General features: G+C 65.3%; 10 protein-coding genes and 1 pseudogene. 4 read left to right on the plus strand and 7 right to left on the minus strand.

What is annotated here, in order from left to right:
* Positions 1-369: 369 nt before the first annotated feature.
* Positions 370-1,125 (plus strand): annotated as a pseudogene (locus tag EH209_RS15465) (hypothetical protein); the annotation flags it as partial.
* Here EH209_RS15465 and EH209_RS15470 read toward each other — a convergent pair.
* The 7 genes from EH209_RS15470 to EH209_RS15500 all read right to left on the minus strand — a co-directional run bounded on the left by EH209_RS15470 (position 1,122) and on the right by EH209_RS15500 (position 6,722).
* Complete coding sequence (locus EH209_RS15470) at positions 1,122-2,225, minus strand: ABC transporter substrate-binding protein (protein WP_126663770.1); 1,104 nt, start codon at positions 2,223-2,225, stop codon at positions 1,122-1,124. The pseudogene EH209_RS15465 and the gene EH209_RS15470 sit on opposite strands and share 4 nt — an antisense overlap.
* 87 nt (positions 2,226-2,312) lie before the next feature.
* On the minus strand, positions 2,313-3,419 hold the full coding sequence (locus EH209_RS15475) for an ABC transporter substrate-binding protein (RefSeq protein WP_126663771.1): 1,107 nt from the start codon (positions 3,417-3,419) through the stop codon (positions 2,313-2,315).
* Positions 3,420-3,460: 41 nt separating this feature from the next.
* Complete coding sequence (locus tag EH209_RS15480) at positions 3,461-4,312, minus strand: ABC transporter ATP-binding protein (protein WP_126663772.1); 852 nt, start codon at positions 4,310-4,312, stop codon at positions 3,461-3,463.
* Positions 4,312-5,421: a FecCD family ABC transporter permease gene (locus EH209_RS15485; RefSeq protein WP_126663773.1), complete on the minus strand. Its 1,110-nt coding sequence runs from the start codon at positions 5,419-5,421 to the stop codon at positions 4,312-4,314. The genes EH209_RS15480 and EH209_RS15485 overlap by 1 nt, the downstream gene beginning before the upstream one ends.
* 86 nt (positions 5,422-5,507) lie before the next feature.
* Complete coding sequence (locus tag EH209_RS15490; RefSeq protein WP_126663774.1) at positions 5,508-5,873, minus strand: cupin domain-containing protein; 366 nt, start codon at positions 5,871-5,873, stop codon at positions 5,508-5,510.
* A 324-nt stretch (positions 5,874-6,197) separates the two neighbouring features.
* A complete protein-coding gene (locus EH209_RS15495; protein ID WP_007259363.1) occupies positions 6,198-6,392 on the minus strand; it encodes a cold-shock protein in 195 nt (64 codons plus the stop codon).
* 111 nt (positions 6,393-6,503) lie between these two features.
* Positions 6,504-6,722: a hypothetical protein gene (locus EH209_RS15500; RefSeq protein WP_126663775.1), complete on the minus strand. Its 219-nt coding sequence runs from the start codon at positions 6,720-6,722 to the stop codon at positions 6,504-6,506.
* 239 nt (positions 6,723-6,961) lie between these two features.
* Between EH209_RS15500 and EH209_RS15505 the strand changes: the two genes are divergently transcribed.
* The 3 genes from EH209_RS15505 to EH209_RS15515 all read left to right on the plus strand — a co-directional run bounded on the left by EH209_RS15505 (position 6,962) and on the right by EH209_RS15515 (position 11,745).
* On the plus strand, positions 6,962-7,426 hold the full coding sequence (locus tag EH209_RS15505) for an Lrp/AsnC family transcriptional regulator (protein WP_008892919.1): 465 nt from the start codon (positions 6,962-6,964) through the stop codon (positions 7,424-7,426).
* A 304-nt stretch (positions 7,427-7,730) separates the two neighbouring features.
* Complete coding sequence (locus tag EH209_RS15510; RefSeq protein WP_126663776.1) at positions 7,731-9,230, plus strand: proton-conducting transporter transmembrane domain-containing protein; 1,500 nt, start codon at positions 7,731-7,733, stop codon at positions 9,228-9,230.
* Positions 9,220-11,745 (plus strand): DUF2309 domain-containing protein, encoded by a 2,526-nt coding sequence (locus EH209_RS15515; protein ID WP_126663777.1) that lies wholly within the window; start codon positions 9,220-9,222, stop codon positions 11,743-11,745. Before EH209_RS15510 ends, EH209_RS15515 begins: the two co-directional genes overlap by 11 nt.
* The last annotated feature ends 11 nt before the right edge of the window (positions 11,746-11,756 follow it).

An 11,756-nucleotide genomic window follows, 5' to 3' on the forward strand; every position in this document is an offset into this window, starting at 1 on the left:
AGTAGCCGTATGGCGGGACGGTATTTCAGCGGTTCGGACTGCACCGAACTCGAGCGCGAGCCGCGGAAGCGATCACTGCTGTCGGTTTCAGTGCGCCCCAGCGGACGGCGACGACGTATTCGTTCGTACCGCCGACGAGCGGACTATAGCCGTACATATCAATAATAGTGAATTACACATAGGAGAGATTGAATTCCCAATTCGATGGATTTGAATCCGTTACGGGGAGTTCCGGGCGCTCGAAGCAGCTACGCACTCCGGTTCGGTGCCGCGCTCTTCGTGGTGTTGCTCGTCGTGGGAGTGTTCGGCGGCGTCATCTACGCACACACAGGCTCCGAACTCGAGGACGACGTCGAGTCGCTGTTTCGAGCGGCGATCGCCGACGAAGTTAACGAACTCTCGACGACCGAGGAGATTGCCGCGACCTCCTCGCAGGTGGCCACGCTCGCGGAACGGACCGCCGCCACGAGCACGGACGCCCGCGAATCGGCTCGCCGGGCGATCGACGGGATGAACGCCATCGAAGCGGAGGCCAACGAGGCCGTCGCGGAGGTCGGCCGACTCGAGGACGAACTCGAGACGATCGACGATCTGCTGGCGTTCATCGGCGACGTGACCCGGGAGACGAACATGCTCGCGCTCAACGCCTCGATCGAGGCGGCGACCCAGCAACAGGCCGCTGCGACGTAGGAGGTCGTCTCGATGACCGACGACGTGACGGCGATCAGCGAGGAGACCAGCGCGGAGGCGGAGACCGTTGCCGCGGCCGCGGAGGAACAGACCTCGTCGCTCATCACGGTGTCACACACCGCGACGTCGCTGTCCGAGCGCGCACAGGACCTCTCCGACGCGCTGTCGACCTTCGAGGTGACGGCCGAGCCGGACGCAGAGCTCGAGCCGGCAAACGGCGAGGGAGACGATGCAGTGGCCGCCGACGCGGCCGAATCGACGGCCGACGGGACCGACGAGGCGTCGACGGACGGCTCGCAAAAAACTTCCGTAGACTGGACCCCAGTAAGTGGCCGCGATCGACACCGTTTGCCGTCGGGAGAACCGAAAGTCGGATCCGAAGAGTTCGCGGCGGGCCTCGGGTTCGATACTCGAGAAGTTCCTCGGGCCGTTTAGAAGTCGCCGTTGACGATGTCGCTGACTTGCTGCGGGTCGAACAGGTCGTCCTCGACGCCGTAGAGCTGCTCGGCCAACCGCTGAGTGGCGACGAGGTTGATGATCGGGCCCTGATAGAACGGGACGGTATTGTAGATGTTGCCGTTCTGAGCGGCTGTCAGTTCCCGCCCGACGTTGTGGCTTTGGATCGGTTCGACGATGCTCTGCTGGAATTCCTCCTCGGAGAGGTATTGCTCGGTGCGAACTAGGATGTATTCCGGATCGACCTCGAGGAGCGTCTCGTAGTCAACCGATCCGCGGCCGCTGTGGAAGTCCTCGACGTCGGAGGTCGCGAGTGCGTCCTCGACCTGGAGGTCCTGCAGGTGTTTGTAAGTCGTCGACTCGTCGATGAGGTAGGGGAGGAACGAGTCATCCTCCAACTGCGGGTACAGGACTGCAACCTCTGGTTGGTCGTCCGCGGAGACGACAGTCTCGAGTTCCGACTGGAAGTCCTCGTGTAGCGTCTCGAACTCGTCGTAGCGTTCCTGTTCCTGGAAGACTTCGGCGAGTTTCTCGAAGGCCTCATACATCGTGAGGTAGTCGTAGTCCTGGTGCCACGGGTAGTCCCGGGAGGTGATCGAGTTCCCGAAGAACGGCGTCCCCGTCGATTCGACCTGGTCGATGTCGTCGGGGCTCCAGTCAGCCCGCCCCTCGAGGAAGTTCGGGTCCATGACGAAGAGATCCACGTCCTCGGCGAGCTCTATGACCTCTTCGCGGGTCAACTCGCTGTCGTCCCAGAGCGAGTCGATCTCGCCGACGCTCACGTCGGGAATGTCGTCGTAATAGCCCGTATGGAGGCGCCGGGCGAGATAGAGGGCCGCTGGCGGCTCCTGGCCAAGTGCGATCCCCATGTCGGCCCAATCCCCGGTTCCGGCGGCCCACGCCTCGGGGACGCCGTCGAATTCGACCTCGCCGACCGGCGGCATCGAAACCGTGTATTCGGCTTCGTCGTCGCCGTCGGACCCAAGGGAGTCGATGCAGCCGGCCATCGCGCTCACGCCGGCGATCGCTCCGCTCGTTCGAAGGACGTTGCGTCTCGTCCACGTGGACTCGTCGGTCATCGATCTTTAGGTTAGCCTAAACCATCAAAAGTGTTCCGAACTAATACGGCCAGAACTGCGCTCGTCACACGGTACAGGGCTGTCGAGTTATGTGTTACCGTCGACAATATCGGCTACGGCTTGTCGGTCGAACAGGTCCTCGCCACCGAACGTGTCCGGAAAGAGTCCCTGCGCGACTCGCTCGAGCTGAAACAGGTGGATGATCGGCCCTTGGTAAGTCATGCCCGCGTAGACGACGCGGTCGTTTTGTACGGCCTCGAGTTCGCTCGCGACGTCGTGATCGCGGAGGGAGGAGACGATCCCGTTCTCGAAGTCCTCCTCGGTGGCCTGACCCTGTTGCCGGACGGCGATCACGTCGGGATCGATCTCGAGCAGCGTCTCGTAGTCGACCGTGCCGCCGCCGGCCTGTGCGTCCTCGATGTCGTTGGCACCCAGCGCGTCGCGGACGCCGAGATCCGTCCAGTGTTTCGACTGCGTCGCCTCGTCGATGAGGTACGGGTAGAACTCCTCGGGTTCGGCCGAGGCGGGAACCAGCACCGCGACCGACGGACTCTCGTCCGGCCGCCGCGACTCGAGGTCGGCAATCACCTCGTCGTGCAGCGTCGCGAAAGCCTCGTAGCGCTCGCGCTCCTGGAACAGTTCGGCCACTTTCTCGAAGGCCTCGTACAGCGTGTAGCGGTCGTAGTCGTGCCAGTCGTAGCTGGCCGAGAAGATCGTGTTCCCGATGAAGGGTGCGACGGTGTCGGCGATCTCGTCGACCTCGTCCCGACTCCAGCCGAGTCGGTTGATCATGAAGTTGGGGTCGATGAGGTGGACGTCGGCGTCGAGTTCGTAGAAGACCTCCTGTCCGGTGCCGCCGTCCCAGAGTTCCGTGAGGTCGCTCGCGTCGACCGAGACGCCCGGGAGTTCGTCGTAGTAGTGGGTGCCGTACAGGTGTGCTTGGCCGATGCCGACCAGCCCGTCCCCCTGACCGAGCGCGACGCCCATGTCGGCGTAATCGGCCGTGTACGGGAGCCACGTCTCGGGGACGCCGTCGAACTCGACCTCGCCGACCGGTTCCATCGTCACCGAGTTGGTGCTCCCCTCGTTCGACGACCCGGACTCGCCGAGGCAGCCGGCGCCGATGCCGAGACCGGCGAGCGCCCCGGTCGTCTTCACCACGGTCCGTCTCGTCGTTCCGTCGTCGGTTGCCATTAGGTTTAGGCTGGCCTAAAACAGTATAGTTTTTCCGACTTTTAGCGCTCGGGTAGCGCTCGACGGGGCAACACCTGCAGTTCGGGCTCGTGCTGAACGGTCGCCTCGACGCCGAAGACGTCGGCCAGCAACTGCTCGGTCACGACCTCCTCCGGCGGCCCCCAGTCGTACAGTTCCCCGTCGTGCATCGCTACCAGGTAGTCCGCAAAGCGGGCCGCTTGGGCGATGTCGTGGAGGATGACGGCCACGGTGACCCCCTTCTCCTCGTTCAACTGGCGGATCGTCTCGAGGACGCGGAACTGGTGGTGGACGTCGAGGAACGTCGTCGGTTCGTCGAGCAGGAGGACGTCCGTATCCTGGGCCAACACCATCGCGATCCAGGCCAGTTGCTTTTGACCGCCGCTCAGTTGGCCGAGTTCGGCGTCCCGTAGGTCCCCGATTCCCGCCAACTCGAGGGCGCGTTCGACGGCCGCGTGGTCCTCCTCGCTGACGCTGTCGAAGAAACCGCGGTGCGGGTAGCGGCCGTGGTAGATCAGATCCTCGACGGTGATCGAACCCAGCGAGTCGTTCTCCTGGGAGAGGACGCCCAGTTCGCGGGCCAGTTCCTTCCGGTCGAACGTGTCGAGTTCCTTGCCGTGGATTCGGACCGTCCCTCGTTCGGGCTCGAGGTGGTTTGAGAGCGACTTCAGCAGCGTACTCTTCCCGCTGCCGTTTGGCCCGACGAGTGCGGTTACGGCGTTTTGGGGAATGTCCAGCCGGGCGCACTCGACGATCGTCTCCTCGGTCGTCGGGTAGCTCAACGAGAGGTCCTCGCCGACCAGCGCGCTCTCGACCGCGACGCCGTCACTGTCGGTGATCCGTTCTTGCGTCATCTGCGTCTTGTTCTGTGCCATTATAGCTCACCCATGGACTGCTGCTTGCGCATCAAATAGAGGAAATAGGGACCGCCAACCAGCCCGGTCACGACGCCGACGGGCATCTGCATCCCGCCCAGCGCGAGGCGGGCGCCGACGTCGGCGGTGACCATCAGTGCCGGACCGGCGAACAGGCAGCCGACCATCAGCTGTCGGTAGTCGCCGCCGACGACGTTCCGGACGATGTGCGGGACGACGAGGCCGAAGAAGCTGACGATGCCCGCGACGGCGATCGCGACGCTCGCCGCGAGAATGGCGACCGCCGAGAGGAAAAAGCGGACGCGCTCGACGCGCATCCCCAGCGACTTGGCGGTGGTCTCGCCGAGCAACAGGACGTTCAACTGTCGCGAGCTGGCGAGCGCGATGGCGATCGCGGCGATGCCCGGAATGAGGGCGATCCGGACCTCTCCCCAACCCGTGCCAGTAAACGAGCCCGTGAGCCAGGCGATCGCCGTCTGGGCGACGCCGAGGTCGTCCACGAAGAAGAACAACCCCTGCTGGAGCGACTGGAAGACCATGTTGACGATCACGCCCGCGAGCACGAGGCGAACGGGGCTGGTCCCGCCCTTCCAGGCGATCCCGTAGACAACCAGGAAGGCGACGGTCCCGCCGAACGCGGCGATCAGCGGAAGGTACGGCGCGAGCCCGGTGAAGACGACGAGCGTCGCCAGCACCGCGAACCCGGCGCCGGAGCTAACCCCGAGCACGAAGGGGCTGGCTAGCTCGTTTCGCGTTACTGCCTGGAAGATCGCCCCGGAGATCGCCAGCGTCGCGCCGGCGATAATCGCGACGAAGACGCGAGGGAGCCGGAGGTTCCACACCACGACGCTGTCCGTGCTCATCTCGGGGAGCTCGGTACCGAAGAGAAACGAGGACCAGGCCTCGAGGTTGAAAAGCACCGTGGGCTCGAACACGGCTGACCACGCCTCCACGAGCGTCATCGAGTACTCTCCGAACGTCACCTGTACGAGTCCGGCGACGACCGTGATGATCGTACTCGCCAAACAGAAGAGCACGAGCGTCCCGGTAACCCAACCCTCCCGGTCCCGAGTCGCCGCGTGCTCGCCGACCGACTGCGCTTCTACCATCGAGGTTTAGGTTATCCTAAAAGACGTTTAGTACTTGTGGTTGCCGACCGAGTCGGGACGGCACTTCCGTCCGCTCTCCGTGACGGTCACTCGAGCAATTCGATCTCGTCGTCGCCGTTCGGGACGGCGCAGATGAACGCGCCGGGATCGTCGCCTTCGTTGCGGTACCAGTGGACCGTTCCCGCAGGGATGAGCAGCGAATCGCCGGCTTCGACCGCGTACTCCTCGTCTCCGATGCCCACGGTGTACTCGCCCTCGAGGACGTACTGTTCGTGTTCGACGTCGTTGGTGTGTTTCGGCACCTCGGCGCCGGGCTCGAGGACGAACCGACGGATCGCGAAGTGGGGCGCACCGTGGTCGTCGCTGACGAGGACGCCCTTCTCGAGGCCGTCGGCCGCGTCGACCGTCTCGTACTCGATCTCGTCGCGACGGCGGATCAGCGGGTCGGACATACCTCGAGTCGGCGCCGAACCCACAAAATGGTCCGGGTCAATCGCTACAGCGCGCCGCGCAGTCGTGCGAGGAGATACCAGACGCCGCCGAGGGCACCGAGGATGAGCGCGAGGTTGAAGAGGATGATCGAGAGTTCGGGAGCGCCGATTGCAGGGGCGAACGTGAGTGTCGACTACCATCTTGGGCAAACTTATAGATATCCCAACACGTATGCGCCGATACCACTCCTCCGCAATTGCGATCGGCGACGCAGCCGACGACAACGCCGCGGCTAGTCGGTGTAAAATACAGTTCTGAAGTGCCGATACCTCCGCGAATTCGCCTTACAGGCGCTCGACGTTCGTCGCGCGCGGGCCCTTGGGGGCCTGCTCGATGTCGAACTCGAGCTCCTGTCCTTCCTCGAGGTCCGGGCCGCCGATGTCTTCCATGTGGAAGAAGACGTCCTCGTCCGCGTCCTCAGTTTCGATGAATCCGTAGCCGCCTGTGTCGTTGAAGAAATCAACGGTTCCTTTCGCCATTGCTTCTGAAGAGAACGCCGCGACACTGATAAAGCCTGCGGCTCGACTCAGATCTCGATATCGAAGGTATGGCAGGCTATCGCCCCCGTTTCGTCGAAAATCGGCGTTCGGTCACCGTTCGTCGCGGTCCTCGAGTCGATGGACCGTCACCGAGACGAAGAAAATCAGGATGAACAGGAAGAAGCCGACGACGAGTCCGCCGAGTTCGATCGCGCCGATATCGCCGGGGCTGATGACCGCCAGAACGACCAGCCCGCCGAGGAAGACGAGAACCGTGAACAGCCCGACAGCGTAGTAAAACCCCGTATCGGACTCGAGGAACCGTCGCATGCGAGAGGAATGCGCGTGCGAATAGCAAAACGGTACCGACGGCGACGACCTCGCCTCCCGAGAACGGTAGCGGCGAGTTCCACAGCGATAGCGGGAATGCGATGACAGCGGTCACGAGCGCCGACAACGACGATAGCAAGCCTCCTCGAGCGCACGGCGCGGCGAGTCGGCGTGCGAACGGCGATCCTTGCATTTTGTCAACAGAAGTTCCTTATAGCCGTCGCGGACAAACGGACCGTATGACGGACTACGATCTCGACGCGGTCGATCGGGAGATTCTCTACGCGCTCCAGGAGGAAGCCCGGAACCTCTCGTCGAGTGAGATCGCCGAGCGGACCGACGCGTCCTCGAGCACCGTTCGCAAACGCATCCAGCGGTTGGAGTCGGAGGGCGTCATCAAGGGCTACAGCGCCAACATCGACTACACGAAGTCGGGGTATCCGATCCGGATGCTCCTCTACTGCACGGCGTCGATTCCGGAGCGAGGCGACTACATCGACGATCTACTGGACATTTCCGGCGTCGTCTCGGTACAGGAGTTGGTCACGGGCGAGCAGAACCTTCTCGTGACGGCCGTCGTCAAGAACGACCGAGAGATCACGCCGATCGCACAGGAGATCTCGGACATGGGGCTGACGATCACCGACGAAGTGCTCGTGCGGAGCCACCAGTCGACGTCGTTCGACGAATTCTCCTCCCAGTAACGCGACGAACTGGCTCCGTTTCCGGACGGACACCGCGCTGTTCCGCCCGTTCTCGCGTCCTGTTCGGTGCGATTCTCACGAGCGTCGACTGAGACGTTCTCTGACTGAGACATTCGTGATGAGCACCGTGTTTATCACGATCGTCCACTATAGAGGGAGGGGCGAACATTTTGTTCGAACCAAAGACTATAATAACCAGTCTGTTCGTATATTGGGTGAAGACGACCGACCGTGCAAGTGTTGCCGGGACTGGTTCGGCGCGACCCGGCTGCGATCCCGCGCTGGTCGAGCGCGAAATCGAAGCATGACCGACGAAAGTGCACCCACATCCGACGACGCCGTCGCACAACTCTCCGAACCGACGCCATCGACCTCGCTCGTTCCGCGAGCGTCGACGCGGACGGTCTGGGCGCTGTTCGCCCTCAGCGTCGGGGTACTCGCGCTGGCGGCCCGGAACGGAGCCGGCTGGGAGTTTGCGGACGCGCTGCGCGTCGACGGGCTGACCGCGGTGATGTGGGTCGTGGTCACCTTCTTCAGCGGGATCGTCCACAGCTACTCCCGGCGCTACATGGCTGGAGACCGCCACATCGATCGGTTCTACTACCGCGTTCTCGGGTTCACGCTCGTCGTCATGACGCTGACCGCGGCCGACCACGTCGCGCTGTTCGCGGCGGCGTGGCTGGCGATGGGGCTGCTCATGGCGTCGCTCATCGGTCACGTTCGCGAGTGGGAGCAGGCCCGAGCCGCCGCCGCCGTCGCTCGTCGGTACTTCCTCGCCAGCAGCGGCCTGCTGGCCGCCTCGCTGGCCCTCCTCGCCTGGGCGACGGGTGCGACCACCCTCACCGGTATTTTCGGTGCCCTCGAGGGCGTCTCGCGGACGGTCGGCCTCGTCGCCGCCGGCGGGATCGTCCTCGCGGCGGTCATCCAGTCTGCCCTGTTTCCCTTCCACAACTGGCTGCTGTCGTCGATGACAGCGCCGACGCCGGCGTCGGCCCTGATGCACGCCGGGTTCGTCAACGCGGGTGGGCTCCTGTTGACCAGGTTCGCTCCGGTGGTCGCCGACCACCTCGCCGTCATGTCGTTCGTCGTCCTGCTCGGCGCCGTCAGCGCCCTCCTCGGACAGGCGATGATCCTCGTCCAGACGGACGTCAAACGCAAGCTCGGCTGCTCGACAATCGCGCAGATGGGCTTTATGATACTACAGTGCGGTCTCGGCTTCTTCGCCGCGGCGATCGCCCATCTCGTCCTCCACGGCTTCTACAAGGCGTATCTCTTCCTCTCGTCGGGCGCCGCCGTCGAGCAAGCGGTGCCGAAAGACAAGAAGCAAACTCATCTCGGCTTCTCCGGGGTCGCCGTCAGTCTGCTGACCGCCGTCGGCGGCGGCGTCCTGTTCGGCGTCCTCACCGGAAAGGCGACGAGCCTCGAGTTGAACAGCGGGACCATCCTGACGCTGGTCGTGGTCCTGACGACGCTGACCGCGGCCCGCGACATCCTCCGGCGGTCGACCCTGCCGGCGTCGGTCAGGTTCGTCAGCGCCCCGCTGGTCGTCCTGACCGCGATCGGCGGCTACGCCATCGCGTTCAACGCCGTCTCGACGATGCTCTCGGGCGTGCCGATGACCCACGTCTCGACGGAGATGACGATCGCTCACTACCTCGCCGTCGCTCTGTTCGTCGGCGCCTACCTCGTGGCCGAACTCGGCTGGTTCCGCTCGAGCAAGCGCCTCTACGTGACGCTGCTGAACCTCTCCCAACCCGATCCGAACACCGTGCTCACCGACAAGGAGGACTACAATGACGCGTAACGGAACCGACGACCGTCGTCGCATCGAGGAGCGTATCGACCGCGCCGCCGAGCGCATCGGCTCCGTCTGGCCGCTGCACTCGTTCGTCACGGCCAACCCCCTCTCGGGGTTCGAGGACGAGCCGTTCCATCAAGCCGTCGCCGAGGGCGAACGCCTGTTCGGCGGCCGCGGCTACCCGCACCCGTCGGTCTTCCGCCGGGCGTGGGAGACCGGCCGGATCGATCCCGACGCGCTTCAGGCGGAACTCGAGGCTCGCGGTATCGACCGGGAGCCCGAGACGCTCCTGGACGAGATGGCCGAAACCGAGGCGGAACGCGGCTCCGAGACCGACGACACGACGGCGGCCGTCGACCGCGTGCTGACGAAGTGGCTCGCGGCCTTCCTCGATCAGGGGCAGTCGAAGTGGCCGATGCCCAACCGCAAGGCGGGATTCTACGCTGCGTGGCGCGAGATGGCACCCCACGACGGGGACGTGTCCGGCTGTGACGACTCCGACGATCTTCCCGAGACGGCGACCGAGGCCCTCGAGGCGGTGTTGGGCGACTTCCCCGAAGGACGCTGGGAGGACGTCGTCGAGCACCACCTCGCCGCGCTCCCGGGCTGGAGCGGGTTCATCAAGCAGCGGACCGATGCCGACGCCAACGCGTGGCAGGAGCAGTACCCGATCACGCTGCCGGAGTATCTGGCGGTGCGGCTGACGCTGGCCGACCTGCTGGACGCGCCGATCGACCCCGGAGCGGTCGACGACGGCGACGAGGCGAGGACCACCGCCAGTGCGGACGACGTGAGCGACGCGGACGACGGGATCCCCCTGCCCGAGATCTGGCTGACCGCGTGGGAGCGCAGCTACCGCGAGCGCCTCCTCGAGGGGATCGACGACTCGGTGACGGACCCGTCGGACGACAACGGAGAGCGACCGGCCGCGCAGCTCGTGTTCTGCATCGACACCCGCTCAGAGGTGATCCGCCGCCACATCGAGGCCCAGGGCCCCTACGATACCCACGGCTACGCGGGCTTCTTCGGGGTTCCGATGCGCCATCGAGAGTACGACTCGCACGCCGAGAGCGACGCCTGCCCGCCGATCGTCGATCCGCAACACCGCGTCGTCGACCGTCCCGGGGAGGAAGCCGAGGCGGCGACGGCCCGCGACCGCTGGACCGGTGTGGCGAACGCGGCACGCAAACACTTCACGACGCTCAAGAACAACGTCGTCGCCGCGTTCACGTTCGTCGAGGGCGCCGGCAGCGCCTACGGTTCGGCGATGGCCGCGCGGACGCTGTCGCCCTCGGCGATCGCGAAACTCGAGCGCGCCGTCGAGGAGCGCGTGCCGAACTACCACGAAGCCGCCTCCCCGGCGGTCGACTACGACGCGTACGACGACCACGGCCACGCCGACCATGACCTCCCGCAGGGGATGACCCTCGAGGAGAAGGTCGAGTACGCCGCGACGGCCTTCGAACTCATGGGATGGACGGCATTCGCTCGCCTGGTCGTCTTCGCGGGCCACGCCAGCGAGACGACGAACAACCCCTTCGACTCGAGTCTCGACTGCGGGGCCTGCGCGGGGAACCCGGGCGGCCCGAACGCCCGCGTACTCGCCGAGATCTGCAACGACGAGGACGTGCGGGCCGAACTGCGCGAGCGCGGGATCGACGTCCCCGAGGACACCGTCTTCCTCGCGGGCGAGCACAACACGACGACCGACGAGATCGAACTGTTCGACGACCCGGTGCCGGAGAGCCACCACGAGGATCTCGCGTCCCTGCGCGAGGACCTCGAGCGCGCCCGCGCCGGGGCCACAGCAGAGCGCACTGACGACGCGACGGGCGGCGATCCGGACGCCGGCGTCGCGGCGGTCGAACGCAAAGCGGCCGACTGGGCCGAGGCCCGTCCTGAGTGGGGGCTGGCCGGCAACGCCTCGTTCGTCATCGGCCCCCGCGAGCTGACCGCCGACCGGAACCTCGACGGGCGCGCGTTCCTCCACTCCTACGACTGGACGACCGACCCCGAGGGCGAGGCCCTCGAGGCGATCTTCACCGGGCCGCTAGTCGTCACTCAGTGGATCAACAACCAGTACTACTTCGCGACCGTCGACAACGCGGTCTACGGCAGCGGCTCGAAGATCACCCAGAACCCCATCGGCAACGTCGGCGTCTTACAGGGCAACGGCGGGGACCTGATGACCGGCCTGCCGCTCCAGTCGCTGAAGGTCGACGACGACCGACCGTACCACCAGCCGCTGCGGTTGACGGCCGTGATCCACGCGCCGGTCGATCGCGTGACCGAGATCCTCCGCGAGCACGAGGACGTGCGCACGCTGCTCGACAACGGCTGGATCGGGGACCTGACGGTCGTCGATCCCGAGCAGGACAACACCGCCTTCCAGTACGCCGGCGACCTCGAGTGGGCGGCCGACGTCGAACTCGAGGCCGAGGCGACGCCGGAGGTCGAGTACGAGACCGAGTCCGAGGTCGAGAGCGAGACGCCGACCCCGCAGACGGCCGACGACGACTGAGGGCGCCTTGA

The sequence above is a fragment of the Haloterrigena salifodinae genome (assembly GCF_003977755.1).
Classification (GTDB): domain Archaea; phylum Halobacteriota; class Halobacteria; order Halobacteriales; family Natrialbaceae; genus Haloterrigena; species Haloterrigena salifodinae.

Excerpts from the sequence above, each read along its gene's own strand:
- EH209_RS15470 (WP_126663770.1), bottom strand. The coding sequence starts at position 2,225 with ATGACCGACGAGTCCACGTGGACGAGACGCAACGTCCTTCGAACGAGC.
- EH209_RS15475 (WP_126663771.1), bottom strand. The coding sequence starts at position 3,419 with ATGGCAACCGACGACGGAACGACGAGACGGACCGTGGTGAAGACGACC.
- EH209_RS15480 (WP_126663772.1), bottom strand. The coding sequence starts at position 4,312 with ATGGCACAGAACAAGACGCAGATGACGCAAGAACGGATCACCGACAGT.
- EH209_RS15485 (WP_126663773.1), bottom strand. The coding sequence starts at position 5,421 with ATGGTAGAAGCGCAGTCGGTCGGCGAGCACGCGGCGACTCGGGACCGG.
- EH209_RS15490 (WP_126663774.1), bottom strand. The coding sequence starts at position 5,873 with ATGTCCGACCCGCTGATCCGCCGTCGCGACGAGATCGAGTACGAGACG.
- EH209_RS15495 (WP_007259363.1), bottom strand. The coding sequence starts at position 6,392 with ATGGCGAAAGGAACCGTTGATTTCTTCAACGACACAGGCGGCTACGGA.
- EH209_RS15500 (WP_126663775.1), bottom strand. The coding sequence starts at position 6,722 with ATGCGACGGTTCCTCGAGTCCGATACGGGGTTTTACTACGCTGTCGGG.
- EH209_RS15505 (WP_008892919.1), top strand. The coding sequence starts at position 6,962 with ATGACGGACTACGATCTCGACGCGGTCGATCGGGAGATTCTCTACGCG.
- EH209_RS15510 (WP_126663776.1), top strand. The coding sequence starts at position 7,731 with ATGACCGACGAAAGTGCACCCACATCCGACGACGCCGTCGCACAACTC.
- EH209_RS15515 (WP_126663777.1), top strand. The coding sequence starts at position 9,220 with ATGACGCGTAACGGAACCGACGACCGTCGTCGCATCGAGGAGCGTATC.